Origin of the sequence: Serratia symbiotica (genome assembly GCF_000821185.2) — a bacterium.
GTDB lineage: Bacteria > Pseudomonadota > Gammaproteobacteria > Enterobacterales > Enterobacteriaceae > Serratia > Serratia symbiotica.
On sequence record NZ_CP050855.1, the window covers coordinates 2644371 to 2660340 of the forward strand.

At 53.7% G+C, this 15970-nt stretch carries 12 protein-coding genes and 4 pseudogenes; 3 read left to right on the forward strand and 13 right to left on the reverse strand.

The window, feature by feature from the left end; all coding sequences use genetic code 11:
- Positions 1 to 175 precede the first annotated feature (175 nt).
- Both cysI and cysJ read right to left on the reverse strand, forming a co-directional pair.
- Positions 176 to 1891, reverse strand: coding sequence for an assimilatory sulfite reductase (NADPH) hemoprotein subunit (gene cysI, locus SYMBAF_RS13255; RefSeq protein WP_040262808.1), 1716 nt, complete (start codon positions 1889 to 1891; stop codon positions 176 to 178).
- A complete protein-coding gene (gene cysJ, locus SYMBAF_RS13260) occupies positions 1891 to 3681 on the reverse strand; it encodes an NADPH-dependent assimilatory sulfite reductase flavoprotein subunit (protein WP_040262806.1) in 1791 nt (596 codons plus the stop codon). Before cysJ ends, cysI begins: the two co-directional genes overlap by 1 nt.
- Positions 3682 to 4249: 568 nt before the next feature.
- On the opposite strand from cysJ, the gene queD reads away from it, so the two are divergent.
- Positions 4250 to 4609, forward strand: coding sequence for a 6-carboxytetrahydropterin synthase QueD (gene queD / locus SYMBAF_RS13265; RefSeq protein ID WP_040262804.1), 360 nt, complete (start codon positions 4250 to 4252; stop codon positions 4607 to 4609).
- Positions 4610 to 4694: 85 nt separating this feature from the next.
- On the opposite strand, the pseudogene SYMBAF_RS13270 reads toward queD, so the two are convergent.
- Positions 4695 to 4912 (reverse strand): annotated as a pseudogene (locus SYMBAF_RS13270) (integrase core domain-containing protein); the annotation flags it as partial.
- Positions 4913 to 5101: 189 nt separating this feature from the next.
- Here SYMBAF_RS13270 and SYMBAF_RS13275 point away from each other — a divergent pair.
- A protein-coding gene (locus tag SYMBAF_RS13275; protein WP_152609001.1) for an IS3 family transposase occupies positions 5102 to 6270 on the forward strand; the annotation gives its coding sequence in 2 pieces (ribosomal slippage) (positions 5102 to 5351 and positions 5351 to 6270; 1170 coding nt in all).
- 69 nt (positions 6271 to 6339) lie between these two features.
- On the opposite strand, the pseudogene SYMBAF_RS17880 reads toward SYMBAF_RS13275, so the two are convergent.
- From SYMBAF_RS17880 to lptD, 9 genes and pseudogenes are all read right to left on the reverse strand, one after another.
- Positions 6340 to 6618, reverse strand: a pseudogene (locus SYMBAF_RS17880) (IS66 family transposase zinc-finger binding domain-containing protein); the annotation flags it as partial.
- Positions 6619 to 6668: 50 nt separating this feature from the next.
- A complete protein-coding gene (gene tnpA / locus SYMBAF_RS18520; protein WP_404829927.1) occupies positions 6669 to 6920 on the reverse strand; it encodes an IS66 family insertion sequence element accessory protein TnpA in 252 nt (83 codons plus the stop codon).
- A gap of 135 nt (positions 6921 to 7055) precedes the next feature.
- Positions 7056 to 7217: pseudogene (locus SYMBAF_RS13285) on the reverse strand (transposase); the annotation flags it as partial.
- A gap of 270 nt (positions 7218 to 7487) precedes the next feature.
- A pseudogene (apaH, locus tag SYMBAF_RS13290) lies at positions 7488 to 8291 on the reverse strand (bis(5'-nucleosyl)-tetraphosphatase (symmetrical) ApaH); the annotation flags it as partial.
- Between the two features lie 2 nt (positions 8292 to 8293).
- Complete coding sequence (apaG, locus tag SYMBAF_RS13295; protein ID WP_040262798.1) at positions 8294 to 8671, reverse strand: Co2+/Mg2+ efflux protein ApaG; 378 nt, start codon at positions 8669 to 8671, stop codon at positions 8294 to 8296.
- 12 nt (positions 8672 to 8683) lie between these two features.
- Positions 8684 to 9502, reverse strand: coding sequence for a 16S rRNA (adenine(1518)-N(6)/adenine(1519)-N(6))-dimethyltransferase RsmA (rsmA, locus tag SYMBAF_RS13300; RefSeq protein WP_040262796.1), 819 nt, complete (start codon positions 9500 to 9502; stop codon positions 8684 to 8686).
- Positions 9495 to 10487 (reverse strand): 4-hydroxythreonine-4-phosphate dehydrogenase PdxA, encoded by a 993-nt coding sequence (pdxA, locus tag SYMBAF_RS13305; RefSeq protein WP_037388772.1) that lies wholly within the window; start codon positions 10485 to 10487, stop codon positions 9495 to 9497. The genes rsmA and pdxA overlap by 8 nt, the downstream gene beginning before the upstream one ends.
- A complete protein-coding gene (gene surA, locus SYMBAF_RS13310; RefSeq protein ID WP_040262794.1) occupies positions 10477 to 11772 on the reverse strand; it encodes a peptidylprolyl isomerase SurA in 1296 nt (431 codons plus the stop codon). Before surA ends, pdxA begins: the two co-directional genes overlap by 11 nt.
- Positions 11773 to 11838: 66 nt before the next feature.
- Positions 11839 to 14217 carry an LPS assembly protein LptD gene (gene lptD / locus SYMBAF_RS13315; protein WP_040262792.1) on the reverse strand — a complete coding sequence of 793 codons (2379 nt, stop codon included), beginning with the start codon at positions 14215 to 14217 and terminating at the stop codon, positions 11839 to 11841.
- A gap of 225 nt (positions 14218 to 14442) precedes the next feature.
- Between lptD and djlA the strand changes: the two genes are divergently transcribed.
- Positions 14443 to 15249: a co-chaperone DjlA gene (gene djlA, locus SYMBAF_RS13320; RefSeq protein WP_040262790.1), complete on the forward strand. Its 807-nt coding sequence runs from the start codon at positions 14443 to 14445 to the stop codon at positions 15247 to 15249.
- A 39-nt stretch (positions 15250 to 15288) separates the two neighbouring features.
- Here djlA and rluA read toward each other — a convergent pair whose 3' ends face one another.
- Positions 15289 to 15939, reverse strand: a complete 651-nt coding sequence (gene rluA, locus SYMBAF_RS13325) for a bifunctional tRNA pseudouridine(32) synthase/23S rRNA pseudouridine(746) synthase RluA (RefSeq protein ID WP_040262788.1) — start codon at positions 15937 to 15939, stop codon at positions 15289 to 15291.
- Between the last annotated feature and the right edge of the window lie 31 nt (positions 15940 to 15970).

Genomic DNA, 15970 nt, shown 5'->3' on the forward strand with positions numbered 1-15970 from the left:
ACCTATCCCAGTAGGCTATTTTATTTGCCATTTTGGCCCTGGGCAGTACTCCCCCTCCTCACATCCTCCCTGAACACGCCGGTTGTTACGCTGCCCTGCTCCAAACTGGCTGTAACAATGTACGCCTACTGGGATAGGCCCTTATTTGGCTTCGCTGCCCAGGTGCCGAACTGCCTCAGTCCCAGAAATCCTGCGCCGGATCGACTACCGGCCGGACAATACCCGCGCGGAGGGTGAAATTGCCAAACCCTTCATTGGCATGGCGCTCTTGCGCCCAACGGCTAACCAGATAGTCGATCTCTTTCAGGATTTCTTCTTCATTGATGTTTTCGCGATACATGCACGGAATGCGCGTGCCTTCACGGTTGCCCCCCAAATACAGGTTATAACGCCCCACTGCCTTGCCCACTAGCCCAAGTTCCGCCAACAGCGCGCGGCCACAGCCATTTGGGCAACCAGTGATGCGCAGCACAATGTGCTCATCGCCTATGCCGTGCTGATGCAGTAGCCCTTCCACCTGGGTAACGAATGCCGGTAGGAAACGCTCGGCCTCCGCCATCGCCAGCGGGCAAGTCGGGAACGATACGCAGGCCATCGAGTTCTTGCGTTGATCGCTGGCACTGTCGTCAATCAACCGGTGTTCGCGCGCCAGTGCTTCGATCTTCACCTTCTCACTTTCCGCTACGCCAGCGACGATCAGGTTCTGATTGGCGGTTAAGCGGAAATCGCCCTGGTGGATCTTGGCGATCTCGGCCATACCGGTTTTCAGCGGACGCCCTGGATAATCCAGCAGACGGCCATTCTCGATAAACAGTGTCAAATGCCAGTGGTTGTCGATGCCTTTCACCCAACCGATGCGATCACCACGACCAGTGAAGTGGTACGGGCGGATCGGCGCAAAACGGATGCCAGCGCGTTTTTCCACTTCGGCGCGGAAGACATCCACCCCGACACGTTCCAGCGTATATTTGGTTTTGGCGTTTTTACGGTCGGTGCGGTTGCCCCAGTCGCGTTGGGTGGTGACTACCGCCTCCGCCACTGCCAGCGTATGCTCTAGCGGGAGATAGCCAAATTCGCTGGCTTGGCGCGCATAGGTCTTCTTGTTACCGTGCTCAATAGACAGGCCGCCCCCCACCAACAGATTGAAACCCACCAGCTTACCGTTTTCAGCGATCGCCACAAAGTTCATGTCGTTGGCGTGCAGATCGACGTCATTTTGCGGCGGGATCACTACCGTCGTTTTGAATTTACGTGGCAAATAGGTGGCTCCGAGGATCGGCTCCTCATCGGTGGTGGCCACCTTTTTCTGATCCAGCCACACTTCTGCGTAGGCGCGGGTACGCGGCAGCAGATGTTCGGAGATCGCCTTCGCCCATTCGTAAGCCTCCTGATGCAGCTCGGACTCCACCGGGTTAGAGGTACAAAGTACGTTGCGGTTCACGTCGTTGGCGGTCGCCAGCGCATCAAGCCCCAGTTGATTCAGCAACTGATGTACTGGTTTGACATTACCCTTAAGAATGCCGTGAAGCTGGAAAGTTTGACGGTTGGTGATGCGAATGCTGCCGTACAGCGTGCTTTCCTGGGCAAATTTGTCGATGTCCAGCCACTGCTGCGGGCTGATGATGCCACCCGGCAGACGGCAGCGTAGCATCATCGCATAGCGCGGTTCCAGCTTCTGCTCGGTGCGCTCGGCGCGGATGTCGCGGTCATCCTGCTGGTACATACCGTGAAAACGGATCAGCAGAACATTGTCACCGTTGAAACCGCCCGTTAGACCATCATTCAAATCTTCGGCGATAGTGCCACGCAGGAAGTGGCTTTCCTTCTTCATGCGCTCGGCGTCAGTCAGTTTGCCTTCAACCACCAGAGGCCCAGGGTGTTTATCACTCATCAGTAAACATCTCGCTGATAACGGCGCTCAAGGCGCAGCTCACTCAAAAATTCATCCGCCTGCTCGGTATCCATGCCACCGTGCTCGGCCACCAGTGCCAGTAATGTGTTTTCCACGTCTTTCGCCATACGGTTGGCATCACCACAGACGTAAATGTGCGCGCCTTCCTGGAGCCAACGCCACACTTCTGCGCCCTGTTCGCGCAGTTTGTCTTGTACGTAAACTTTATGTTGTTGGTCGCGTGACCACGCCAGATCGATGCGTGTCAGCAGGCCGTCTTTCACATAGCGCTGCCATTCGACCTGATACAGAAAATCCTCGGTAAAGTGCGGGTTGCCAAAGAACAACCAGTTTTTACCGCCAGCCCCGTCAGCATTACGCTGTTGCATAAAGGCGCGGAACGGCGCAATGCCGGTGCCAGGGCCAATCATGATCACCGGTGCGTCCGGGTTGGCCGGTAGACGGAAGTTGTCGTTATGTTCGATAAACACTCGCAGGTCGCCATCTTCTTCCAAACGATCGGCCAGGAAGCTCGATGCACCACCCGCACGGGCGCGGCCATTAATGTCGTAACGCACCACCCCAACGGTGATATGCACTTCGTTTGCGGTTTCGGCCTGCGAGGAGGCGATGGAGTACAGACGTGGCGTCAGCGGACGCAAGAGACCAATCAACTGCTCGGCGTTCAGATCGGCCGGGGCCTGACGTACCATATCGACGATCGGCGTGTGGTGGGCGTACTGCTGCAACGCCACCTTATCCGACAACAGGCCGATCAGCGTTTCGTCGCGTGAAAGTGCCGCGTATTTATCGACGATCGGCAGGGTATTCTGCGTCAATTCGAAGTGACTGCGCAGCGCTCCCGCCAGCGGCAAGGTTTTACCCCCCACCACCACCGGTTCGTCACCTTTCAGCCACAGCAGTTGTACTAGTTCATCCACCAACGCCGGATCGTTGTCAAACCACACGCCCAGTGCGTCGCCCGGTTGGTAGCACAGGTCTGAATCGCCAAGGTCGATCTCGATATGGCGCACATCCTTATCTGAACGACGGCCAGTAATCTTCTGTTTTAGCGCCAGTTGGGCGGTCAGCGGTTGTTCTTTGCTGTAGGGGCTGCTATCGAGCTGAGCGACCGCGCCGCTGGCCAGCACACCCGCTGTGGCGTTTTCCACCGGCACACGTACTTTTAACACCTCTACCAGCCGTTTGCGCCAGGTGGTAGCCAGTGTTTGATATTCCACATCAGCGTCAACCCGTTCTACCAGACGTTCAGCCCCCAGTTCAGCCAGTTTGCCATCAAAATCTTTACCTGACTGGCAAAAGTTCTCATAAGAGGTATCACCCAGCCCAAACACCGCATAGGCGGTGTCGTTAAGCTTCGGCGCTTTCTTCGAGAACAGGAATTTATGCAGCGCCACCGCTTCTTCCGCTGGTTCACCTTCCCCTTGGGTCGAGGCGACAATCACCAGCAGACGCTCTTGCGCGATTTGCTTGAATTTGTAATCACCAGCGTTGATCAGATTGGCACTCAACTTGGCGGCCAGCAAATCGTCACGTAACTGTTCCGCTAAACGGCGCGCATTGCCAGTCTGGGAGGCGGAAATAATGGTGATGCTGGCAGCAGTGGGCGAAGTGGTCACGGCTCCAAGCTGTTGGTTAATCATTCCCCAGAGGTAGCCTGACAGCCACGCTAACTGCGTTGGCGAATACTCACCAATCGCTGCCTGCAAGCGCGCCAATTGTTCGGGCGTCAGCGGGAGCAAAGGGGTTGGAGGAACCTGAGTCGTCATGGCAGTGCTTATGTCCTATTTATACTGAACGCCTATCCAAAGAGGCTTTCACCAGTATCAGTCGCTGTCTCTTCGTTCAGTCGGGTATACTAAAAAGATCAGGTGAGTTTGTAAGGTTACCGAGCAGATGAGTAACGATTAAATAAGGGATAGCAATAAATAATAACCAAAACGACTAAAGAACCTATTCCATTAGGCCTATATTGTTGCCGCCAGTTTGGATCAGGACAGCGCGCAACAATCGGCGCGTGCAGGGAGACCGTGAGGAGGGTGAGCACAGCCCAGGTGCAAAGTGGCAAATAAAATAGCCTTATGGGATAGGTTCTAAGCTGTTTATTCGGTAATAGATAACACTCCAAGCATTAAAAAACGTTTTTATCCATATGAAATATAAAAATTTCCCTTCATTTCCGAATACATCTCAATTAACTACTTACACGCCCAGCCAATAGGTGCTGACTCGCACCACATAAAAAATGTTAGCCGGGTAAAGCAAAGCAGTATAAATGGCAAGCAGATGCACTTTCCGGTACTATGCTGCGTTTTTTGAGTCAATGAGGCCGTAATAATGGCAACCACGCTGTTTAAAGATTTTCAATTTGAAGCCGCACACCGTCTGCCGCATGTGCCGGAGGGCCACAAATGCGCTCGCCTGCATGGGCATTCATTTATGGTGCGTCTGGAAGTGACCGGTGAAGTGAACCCCCATACCGGTTGGGTGATGGATTTTGCCGAGCTTAAGGCCGTGTTCACACCAATTTGGGAACGTTTGGATCACCATTACCTTAATGATATTCCAGGATTGGAAAACCCCACCAGCGAAGTGCTCGCCACCTGGATCTGGCAACAGCTCAAACCCCAGTTGCCGGAACTGACGGCGGTGAGGGTGAAAGAAACCTGTACCGCAGGATGTGTCTATAAAGGTTGAGATACTCTTTATCTTTCATGCTGCCACGTTGTTGGCGATGCACAAATTTGTCGATCATCTGTGGGCCTGCTCCCTTGGATTGCCCCTATATTTCCATACATCTTTTATCACTTAACCCATTATGGGGCCGACGCCGCAGATATTCCCGTGGCGAACGGTATCCCAGTGCGCTGTGCGGATGCCATTCATTGTCGTGCTCGAACGCCATCGCAAGGTTCCGTATCACCGTTAGCCCGTCAGGTTTTGGCATTATACCGATGTAGTCAGCTTGATCGTTTTGACGAAGCTTTCTGCCATTCCGTTACCCAGTATGAACGTATTCAATAGCGAGGATGCCGAATTCCCCCCCGTGAACGACTGCGCCTTAATTGCGACGTAGCAACGATATCCCGCACCAGACTTCGGCGTATTTTGACCAGGTGTAGTGGCACACTGAATTTGGCCACCTGAACAGAGGTGATATGCTCACCTCAGGACATTACAGGTGCTTCAATGAAAAAAAGAAATTTCAGTGCAGAGTTCAAACGCGAATCCGCTCAACTGGTCGTTGACCAGAACTACACCGTGGCAGATGCAGCCAGTGCTATGGATGTCGGCCTTTCCACAATGACGCGATGGGTGAAGCAGTTGCGTGATGAGCGGCAGGGAAAAATACCTAAAGCCTCTCCCATTACTCCTGAACAAATTGAAATACGTGAGCTGAGGAAAAAAATACAACGTATTGAAATGGAAAACGAAATATTAAAAAAGGCTACCGCGCTCTTGATGTCAGACTCCCTGAACAGTTCTCGATAATCGGGAAACTCAGAGCGCATTATCCGGTGGTCACACTCTGCCACGTGTTCGGGGTTCATCGCAGCAGCTACAAATACTGGAAAAACCGTCCTGAAAAACCAGATGGCAGACGAGCTGTATTACGCAGCCAGGTACTGGAACTGCATAGCGTCAGCCATGGCTCTGCTGGCGCAAGGAGTATCGCAACTATGGCAACCATGAAGGGCTTCAGGATGGGACGATGGCTCGCCGGCAGGCTCATGAAAGAGCTGGGGCTGGTCAGTTGTCAACAGCCCACTCATCGGTATAAATGCGGTGGCCTTGAACACATCGCTATCCCGAATCACCTTGAGCGGCAGTTCGCAGTGACAGAGCCTAATCAGGTGTGGTGTGGCGATGTGACCTATATCTGGACAGGCAGGCGCTGGGCCTACCTCGCCGTTGTTCTCGACCTGTTCGCGAGAAAACCGGTGGGCTGGGCAATGTCGTTCTCACCGGACAGCAGGCTGACCATCAAAGCGCTGGAGATGGCGTGGGAGGCCCGGGGAAAACCAGCCGGAGTGATGTTCCACAGCGATCAGGGCAGCCATTACACAAGCAGACAGTTCCGGCAGTCACTGTGGAGGTATCGGATCAGACAGAGTATGAGTCGGCGTGGAAACTGCTGGGATAATAGCCCAATGGAGCGCTTCTTCAGGAGTCTGAAGAACGAATGGGTACCGGTGACGGGTTACATAAACTTCAGCGATGCAGCCCACGCAATAACGGACTATATCGTTGGGTATTACAGCGCGCTCAGGCCGCATGAATATAACGGTGGGTTACCACCAAACGAATCGGAAAACCGATACTGGAAAAACTCTAACGCGGTGGCCAGTTTTAGTTGACCACTACACCTGAATGTCCGGCTGGGTGAACAGTGTCTTGTACCCGGTGTAATCGTCGACAACCAACGTCCCTTGCCAGCCCTCAAGCACGGCACTGCGGGGAATATCGACCCCGGCGCGATGATAAATGGCTTGCTGCCGGTACAGTGGCAGAGGGTCGCAGCACTTGGCAATCACCACCTGAGCCAATAACCCGGGATCGGGTTGACCTTTGTCAATCAGTTGAGCGGGCAACGGGGCAGCATGAACCGTCTGACAGTTATCACAACTGTATTGCGGACGCCCATGGCGATGGACGACAAACCGAGCGGGAACATATTCCAGATGCTCGCTGACCTCATCACGGATGAATTGATATTCATCACATTAGAAATGCCACTTTTGCAGGTCATCTCCAGTCACTTTGTGCCAGTCAATCCCCTTATTACCAGAGAACATGAGAGCGAGATACCACGTGGCAAATGGAGCATAACGGACGCTTCTCTGGAGGTGGGAGTGATGACCTGTGCGGGAATAAAGTCGGTGCGCGTGGCGGGGGCAGAAACCCGTGGTATCCAGTTTCTCAGACGGTTAAAGGGAATGTCGTGTGGCAGCGCATATTGTTTAGGGGTAAGCCCACTGAGGTGCCAGGCGTTGACGTGCCGAACCATGTGCTCAAGTGAGAAACGGGATGACGGTGTTGCCCTAATAGACCTCTCGAGGATAACAGTAAGGAGGCCATGTTGTCAGGGCTGTGTTTTTTAAACCCTATGAGTTGGCGGAACGCTTATTTTTAATATTTCTTTTTATATTTCAATGCGTTTTATCCGCTTTTTCATCTCCCTGAGTTCGGTTTGCTCAGGTGTTAGAGCAAGCCCCGGAGGAATTTTCCCCTGACGCTCCATACGTAACGATTTAACCCAGCGGTTGATGGCAGATAGGCTGATATTCATCACCTTCGCGGCCTCTGAATATGTGTAATTCTAGTCGAGGCCCCATTTTGCCGCTTCAAGTTTAAACTCAGCAGTAAATGCTTTGCTCATTGGTTCACCTTTAAGCTTTTGAGATGAGCATAACAACTCAGGTAGCCAAATTCAGTGTGCCACTACAGTTGCATCCATTTTCCTCATTAATCCAATAATTTGAGAGAAAACCAATGCTAACGAACTGAAATACAATGGGAAGATGAGTTCACCCTAAGGTTACTCAGGACGTAGCTAAACGGTTGGTGCTGTCTTGGCCGGCTGGGTAAAGTAACGGCGGTCTTCCCAGCGCAGCATGGTCAGCTTCCCGCCCCAGCAGCAGCCGGTATCAAGCCCGATAATACCTTCCGGGGTGCCTTTGCCTGCCAACGATGCCCAGTGACCGAAGATTAGGGTATAACCAGTATCCACTAAGCGTGGCAGTTCAAACCAGGGTTTCAATGGTGCAGGTGCCGTGCCGGGGGCATCTTTACAAATCATGTCAAGCTGGCCGTTTGGGAAGCAGTAACGCATGCGCGTCAATGCATTGGTACTAAAACGTAAGCGTGCCAAGCCGCTCAGTGCTGGCGTCCAGTTGTTCGGCATATCGCCATACATGGTGTCCAGAAACAGTGGGTGACTGTTACTGCGCAGCACCGTCTCTACCTCACGCGCACAGATTTTTGCAGTCTCAATGTCCCATTGTGGCGTAATGCCAGCGTGCGCCATCATCAGCTTTAGCTCATCATCCACTTGTAGCATCGGTTGGCAACGCAGCCAGTTGATCAACTCGTCGGCATCCGGCGCTTCCAGCAGTGCGTTGAGGCGGTCTTTGGGTTTATTGCGGCTGATGCCAGCGTAGACCGCCATCAGGTGCAGATCGTGGTTGCCCAGCACCAGGCGAACCGCTGGGCCGAGTGAACGCACAAAGCGCAACACCTCCAGTGAATCAGGGCCACGGGCGACCAGATCGCCGGTCAGCCATAGCCGGTCACATTGTGGGTTGAAAGAAACCTGAGCCAACAGCGCTTGAAGTTCAGTGAAACAGCCATGAATGTCGCCGATAAGGTAGGTAGACATAGTTAATGGATCAGTGTAGGGATAGCTAAGCGGAACACGGGAATAGCACAGCGGAACGACTGACTTTGGTGGTCAACCATTTCGTAATGGCCTTCCATGGTACCCAGCGGCGTTTCGAGAATGGTACCGCTGGTGTATTGGAACTCGCTACCGGGCTGGAGCAGGGGTTGTTCGCCGATCACACCGATGCCTTGCACTTCGGTCTTGCGGCCGTTGCTGTTGGTGATCAACCAGTAACGGCCCAGTAGCTGCACGTTGAAACGGCCCAGATTGCGGAGGGTGACGGTATAGGCGAAGACGTAACGGTTTTCTTCAGGTATCGATTGTGATTCCACATAAATACTTTGAACCTGAATGCATACGCGGGGTGAATCAATCATGGCAACAACTCCTTATTGCTGCGGCGCAGAATTGTCTGAAAGCCAGTTGGCCAGCTTGCAGTACTGCGCGACAGAAATGTTCTCTGCTCTGAGCGAAGCATTGATGCCCAACTCCATCAACTGTACTGGCGTAAACAGATCGCCTAGGCTGTTGCGGATAGTTTTCCGGCGTTGGTTGAACGCTTGAGTGGTGATGCGGCTTAGCATGTGCACATCACTCACTGGATTTGGCATTACGCTGTGTGGCACCAAACGTACCACGGCGGAGTCGACCTTCGGTGCCGGGGTGAATGAAGTCGGCGGCACTTCCAGTACCGGAATAACGTTGCAGTAATATTGCGCCATCACGCTCAAACGCCCGTAGGCTTTGCTGTCTGGGCCAGCAACCAGACGGTTAACCACCTCTTTCTGCAACATGAAGTGCATGTCGCAGATTGCCTGAGTATAGATGAAAAGGTGGAACATCAGTGGTGTCGAAATATTGTACGGCAGGTTACCAAATACGCGCAACGGTTGGCCTGCCTGCTTGGCCATCTCGGCGAAATTCACCGTCATGGCGTCCTGCTGGTAAATGGTCAGCTTGTCTTTCAACGATGAATGGTTTGCTAGCCGAGCCGCCAGATCGCGATCCAACTCGATCACCGTCATGCGATCCATGCGTGCGCCAACTGGCTCGGTCAATGCGCCCAGGCCGGGGCCAATCTCAATAATCGCCTCGCCCGGTTGCGGGTGAATGGCAGAGACAATGCTATCGATGACAAATTGATCAGTTAAAAAGTTTTGTCCAAAGCGTTTGCGGGCAAAGTGCCCTTGGTGGACTCTGTTATTCATTACAATTAATTATCATTTTAATGGCGAGATCCAAGGCCGTTTTGAAACTGCCAACATCGGCGCTGCCAGTGCCAGCCAGTTCCAGAGCAGTACCATGATCGACCGAAGTACGGATAAAAGGCAACCCAAGAGTGATATTCACTGCACGGCCAAACCCCTGATATTTTAGTATCGGCAAACCCTGATCGTGATACATTGCCAGCACCGCATCGGCATGTTGCAGATACTTGGGCTGAAACAGGGTATCCGCTGGCAGTGGGCCGGTCAGGTGGATACCTTCAGCACGCAGTGCCTCAAGCGCTGGAAGGATAATGTCTATCTCTTCGCGCCCCATATGGCCGCCTTCCCCGGCGTGCGGGTTCAGCCCGCAGACGTAGATCTGCGGCTGGGGCAGGCCAAATTTGGTTTTCAGATCCCGATCGAGAATGCGGATAACGTCGAATAGGCTGTGCTGGGTGATAGCACCCGGTACTGCTAGCAGTGGCAGGTGGGTGGTTGCCAACGCCACGCGCAGTTCTTCGGTGGCCAGCATCATCACCACCCGATCGCAACCGCTGCGATCGGCAAAGAATTCGGTATGGCCGATAAACGGCATACCTGCGTCGTTGATCACGCCTTTATTTACCGGGCCGGTGATCAACGCGGCAAACTCACCGTTCAGGCAGCCATCGCAGGCACGCGCCAGGGTTTCCACCACGTAGGCGCTGTTACCGGCGTTCAATTCACCTGGCGTGACCGGATAAGCGGTGGCTACCGGCAGCACGGTTAGTGTGCCAGCGCGCTGCGGTTGAGCAAGCTGTTGTGGGCGATAATCGCACAGCGTCAGCGGCAGGTTCAGCCGGTGGGCGCGCTCAAGCAGCAATGCTGGATCCGCGCACACCACCAGTTCAACAGGCCAATCCTGCTGCGCCAGCGCTGCCACCAAATCTGGCCCTACCCCGGCAGGTTCGCCGGGAGTCATCACGATACGTTTATTACTGGGCATGGCCATTGAGGATCTTCACATAGGCTTGGGCGCGCAGTTCTTGCATCCAGGTCTGCGCTTCTTCAGCAAATTTGCGGTTGAACAGCATGCGGTAAGCGCGATTCTTTTGCGCGGCATCGGTTTTGTCTACCTGACGTGTATCCAGCAATTGGATCAGGTGCCAGCCGAAGGCGGAGTGTACCGGTGCGCTAATCTCGCCTTTGTTCAGTTTCAGCAGTGCATCGCGGAACGCCGGATCGTAGATATCTGGAGAGGCCCAGCCCAGATCGCCCCCCTGCAGGGCAGAGCCGGGATCTTGAGACAGGTGTTTGGCTTCATCGGCAAACTTGGTACGGCCGCTTTTGATATCTTGCGCTATGCTTGCCAACTTAGTGCGCGCCTGATCATCGGTCATCACCACTGAAGGTTTCAGCAGGATATGGCGGGCATGCACTTCGGTCACGGATACCGACTGGCTGGCACCACGGATGTCATTCACTTTCAGAATGTGAAAGCCAACGCCGGAACGGATAGGGCCGACGATAATGCCTTTCTTGGCATTGACCAGGTGCTCGGCGAACAAGGTTGGGATCTCTTGCAGCTTGCCCCAGCCCATGTTGCCGCCTTTAAGCGCTTGGGGATCGGCGGAGTAGGTGATCGCCAGTTTGCCGAAGTCAGCGCCGTTGTGCAATTCGCCCATCAGTTTTCTAGCCAGTGCTTCTGCGCTGTCCACCTGCTGCTGCGATGGGTTTTCCGGCAAAGGGAGCAGGATGTGGCTGATGTTCATTTCGGTATCGCTGACATTTTGGGCACCCACTTGCTTTGCCAGCGCTTCCACTTCTTGCGGCAGGATAGTCACGCGGCGGCGTACTGCGTTGTTGCGCACTTCGGCGATCAGCATCTCTTTACGGATCTGCAAGCGGTAAGTGTTGTAGTTCAGGCCCTCGTAAGACAAGCGGTTGCGCAGTTGATTGAGGCTCATCTTGTTTTGCGCGGCGATATTAGCAATCGCGTTGTCCAGATCGGCATTGGATACAGTGATGCCCATTTTTTGAGCCATCTGTAGCTGAATATTATCCATAATCAGACGCTCAATGATCTGGTGACGCAATAAATTGTCGTCCGGCAGTGGTTGGCCATCCTGCTGTGCATGGAGTTTCACCGATTGCAACAGGCCGTTGATATCGCTCTCCAGCACAACACCGTTATTCACAACGGCAGCGACTTTATCCACTTCTTGGGGTGCTGCGAACGCGGCATTAGCACAAACCACCAATCCGAGAATAAGCGTTCTCCAGTTCTTCATAACATTTCCCATTATGTAATCCGCAAATGCGGGTGAAAGTTCTCGTTTTCAACATGCTACCCAATATCAGAACGCGCGTTGGTACGGCAGTATACCGGAGCGCAGCATTTCCGCAGAGCCGAGACTGTGGTCGCTACTTAGACCGCGCAGTTCGACATTGAAGGAAACTTTGTTGTCGTAAATGCTGATATTGTTGCTGTTATTCCAGTCGGTGATCTTGCGTTCATAGCCCAGTGTTACCGACCAGCAGCAGGTGTTGTACTTCAGCCCCAGTAACTGATCGGCGGATTGCCTGGCACGGGTATCGTAGTAATACGCGCCCACCACGGCCCAGCGATCGGCAATCGGCCAACTGCCTGTCACGCCCACCTGAGCAATACCGTGCTGGTAGGCAGGGATTTGGTCGGTGTTCAGGGCTGTCTGGATATATTCCGGTGTGGCGTAACGGTAATTTAGCTGCACCACACGCTCTGGATCCTGGCGGTATCCCAGCACACCGTTACCCAATGAGACGCTGTTCAAGCGGGTATCATACTGCAAGCCGCCGCGCAGGCTCCAACGATCGTCGATCTTCCAATAGGTATCACCGGCCCATGCCAAGCTGCCGGTACGATCGTTGTTATCGTAGCTTGTCCTACGGTCACCGGTGCCTGAACGGTTGAAGTAGTAGATTTGACCCACGGAAACGTTAAAACGTTCAACCAGCGCGTCATCATAAATGCGTGTGGTTAAACCGCTGGACACGCGGTTCTGCGAGGCGATGCGATCCAGGCCGCTGTATGTGCGGTCGCGGAACAGACCGGAATAATCAGTTTGCAGCAGCGTGGTATCGTAGGTATAGATGTTGCTTTGATCGCGGTACGGCACGTAGAGGTATTGAACGCGCGGTTCCAAGGTCTGGGTAGAACCTTCCGACCAGATCATCGGGCGTTCGAACACCAGCTTGCCGTCAGCCTTGAACTGCGGCAGCACGCGATTGACGGAGTCATCAAGATGCGGTGCCACAGCCTTATAATCATTAGTGCTATTTCGGTTGACATAATGGGTGGCAAAGTGGTCAGGTATGTTCTGCTGGTAATGGGATGCCAGCAGCTTGGCCTCGGTGTTCAGGCTGGCCCAGCCGTTGGTTAGTGGTAGATTGAGCGTGGGTTCCAGATGCCAACGGGTGGCGTCTGGGCTGTACGGATTGATACTGTTAAATTTGGCTATCTGGCTGTATAGATGAAAGTCGAACGGGCCGAGATCATTTTTGTAGTAGTTCAGATCCAGTTGTGGCCGCACTTTGTAGGAATTAGAGTTAGAGTGGTCGGTGCTGTCGAAGATCTGGAACTGCTTGGAGCTTAAAATAGCGTTCCAGTTTTCATTGGCATAACCAAAGCTAAACTTCTGCGTGGCGTAGCCATCGGTGGTGGAACCATACTTCGAATCCAGATCGGTAAAGTATTTGGCATCGCTGACCTTGGTAAAATCGATGTTGAAACGCCACACCTGATCCATTAGCCCGTGGTGGTTCCAGTGGAACAACCAGCGGGTGCTGTTGTCAGCATTGTCCTTTTTGTATTCCTTATCGTTTGGTAACCAGTCTAGCGCCATCAGTCCAGAGCCAGGCTGCACCAGATAGCGGAATTCGTTTTGCCATTGCAAACCGCGTCTCGACATATAATGCGGGGTAAGGGTGACGTCATAGTTGGGCGCGATGTTCCAGTAATACGGCAATATGAACTCAAGGCCATTGTTGCTGCCGTATTTGGCGTTCGGGATCAAGAAGCCGGAACGGCGCTTATCGCCGATTGGCAATTGCATATAGGGGCTATAGAACACCGGAACACCGCCAATACGCAAGCGGGCGTTCCACACTTCTGCCACCTGCTCTGTGCGGTCATGGATCACTTCGGAACCGATCACGCTCCAGCTATCGTCTCCCGGCAAGCAGGAGGTAAAAGTACCGTTTTCCATAATAGTGTAACGGTTAGCGCCGCGTATCTTCATTTTGTTAGCTGCGCCGCGCCCCTGACGGCCGACCATCTGGTAGTCGCCTTTATAGACATCGGTATCTTTGGTATTCAGGTTTGACCAAGCCTTGGGGCCTGCCAATGTGATCTGAGGGTCGCTGTAGTGCACATCGCCAGTGGCAGTCACAGTGCGCACCGCGTCCGCCTGCCCTGGATGCTGCATCTGGTTCAGTTCCACCTGCTTGGCGGTGAGGGTGCTGTTGCCTTGCTCGATGTTGACGTTGCCAGTGAACAGCGCACTCTGCGGATAGTCGGCGTGCGACTCATCGGCATTGATGGTGATCGGCTGGTTGTCAGGATCGCCGCTGACCAAAGGTTTGTCATAAACAGGAACGCCAAGCATGCACTGCTCAGCCAGATCAGCCAGAGCATGCTGACTGTAAAGTGCCGTCCAAATCATCATGGCCAGCAGTGTTGGGAAACTTTTTTTCATACGTGGTTGTGGTGTTCCGTCATCAGAGGCATCGTGTCCGGCAAACGGTCAGAGACTATATTACTCATCTGTGTTGCGCTAGAGGTAATTCCTACCGTTTACTTGTATCGTCGTAGGCGCAAAGATAAATGACAGGTATGATAATCCAAATTTTGGGAAAAATCGCTAACCCTGAGCTAACAGGCCAGGTATTGTGCGGCTTTCAGCATAACAATTGAGGAGTATATGCAGTATTGGGGAAAACTGCTTGGGGTCATCGCCGCCATTTGGCTTGGCGCGGGATTCTGGGGTGTAGTTTTGGGGTTGGTGATCGGTCATATGGTCGATAATGCGCGCAGCAATAAGCACAACCGGGGGTTTTTCACCGACCAGCAAACGCGGCAAGGGCTGTTCTTTCGCACCACTTTTCAGGTGATGGGGCACCTGACCAAATCAAAAGGGCGTGTTACCGAAGTAGATATTCAGGTCGCCAGCTTGTTTATGGATCGTCTGCAACTGCATGGCGAAGCGCGCATTGCCGCGCAGCAGGCGTTTCGTGAAGGCAAACAGAGCCAGTTTCCTTTGCGCGAGACGCTGCAACAGTTGCGCAGCATCTGTTTTGGCCGTTTCGACCTGATTCGGATGTTTCTGGAAATTCAGTTTCAGGCCGCGTTTGCCGACGGTTTGCTGCATCCGAATGAGCGGCAGGTACTGTATGTCATCGCCGAAGAACTGGGCATTTCACATCTACAGTTCGATCAGTTCCTCAGCATGATGGAGGGCGGACGCCGCTTCGGTGGCGGCCAGCGAGGCGGTTACCAGCAGGCACAGCGCGGGCCAACGATGGAAGATGCGTGTAAAGTGCTGGGCGTCAACAGCCGCGACGATGCCACCACCATCAAGCGTGCCTATCGCAAACTGATGAGTGAGCATCATCCAGACAAGTTGGTGGCGAAAGGCTTGCCACCGCAAATGATGGAAATGGCTAAGCAAAAAGCGCAGGAGATCCAGGCGGCATATGACCTGATCAAAAATGAGAGAGGTTTCAAGTAACCGTACAGGCTCTGCATGCAGGGCCTGCTGTCATTGAGATCAAAAGTCCGGTTCGGCGTGGAAATGCATTGGCGTATGAAACGCTGGATGGGTGAGGTGCAGCGTCTGCGCATGCAGTTGCAACCGCTGCGCCAGCGCTTGCGCTTGGGGGTGGGCGTAGAAACCGTCACCGAGGATCGGATGCCCCAGCGCCAGCATATGCACCCGTAGCTGGTGAGATCGGCCAGTGATCGGCATCAGCTTCACCCGTGTGCAGCCATCGGCATCCCGCGACAGCACCCGATATTCCGTTTGCGCCGCTCGGCCGGTGTCAAAACATACCTTTTGCCGTGGTCGGTTCGGCCAGTCGCAAATCAGCGGTAGCGCCACCACCCCTTCATCTTGCACCAGATGGCCCCAAACGCGGGCGATATAGTATTTCTTCGGTTCGCGTTCGCGGAACTGGCGCTTCAACTCGCGCTCGGCGGCTTTGTTGAGCGCTACTACAATCACCCCGCTGGTAGCCATGTCCAACCGATGTACCGCTTGGGCGGCTGGGAAGTCAGCCTGAATACGTGTCAGCAGGCTGTCTTTGTTTTCCGGCAGCCGACCCGGTACTGACAGCAGGCCGCTGGGTTTGTTGACCACCATGATGTGTTGATCCTGATACAGGATAAGCATCGGCTCCTGCGGGGGATGGTAGGGTTTCATCTCGGCTCCACTTGCAAAGGACTAGGCGGGA

What these genes read in the sequence shown, in the direction of transcription:
- surA (WP_040262794.1), bottom strand. Translation starts at nt 11,772, where the DNA reads ATGAAGAACTGGAGAACGCTTATTCTCGGATTGGTGGTTTGTGCTAAT.
- cysJ (WP_040262806.1), bottom strand. Translation starts at nt 3,681, where the DNA reads ATGACGACTCAGGTTCCTCCAACCCCTTTGCTCCCGCTGACGCCCGAA.
- queD (WP_040262804.1), top strand. Translation starts at nt 4,250, where the DNA reads ATGGCAACCACGCTGTTTAAAGATTTTCAATTTGAAGCCGCACACCGT.
- lptD (WP_040262792.1), bottom strand. Translation starts at nt 14,217, where the DNA reads ATGAAAAAAAGTTTCCCAACACTGCTGGCCATGATGATTTGGACGGCA.
- rluA (WP_040262788.1), bottom strand. Translation starts at nt 15,939, where the DNA reads ATGAAACCCTACCATCCCCCGCAGGAGCCGATGCTTATCCTGTATCAG.
- pdxA (WP_037388772.1), bottom strand. Translation starts at nt 10,487, where the DNA reads ATGCCCAGTAATAAACGTATCGTGATGACTCCCGGCGAACCTGCCGGG.
- tnpA (WP_404829927.1), bottom strand. Translation starts at nt 6,920, where the DNA reads ATGGTTCGGCACGTCAACGCCTGGCACCTCAGTGGGCTTACCCCTAAA.
- djlA (WP_040262790.1), top strand. Translation starts at nt 14,443, where the DNA reads ATGCAGTATTGGGGAAAACTGCTTGGGGTCATCGCCGCCATTTGGCTT.
- rsmA (WP_040262796.1), bottom strand. Translation starts at nt 9,502, where the DNA reads ATGAATAACAGAGTCCACCAAGGGCACTTTGCCCGCAAACGCTTTGGA.
- apaG (WP_040262798.1), bottom strand. Translation starts at nt 8,671, where the DNA reads ATGATTGATTCACCCCGCGTATGCATTCAGGTTCAAAGTATTTATGTG.
- cysI (WP_040262808.1), bottom strand. Translation starts at nt 1,891, where the DNA reads ATGAGTGATAAACACCCTGGGCCTCTGGTGGTTGAAGGCAAACTGACT.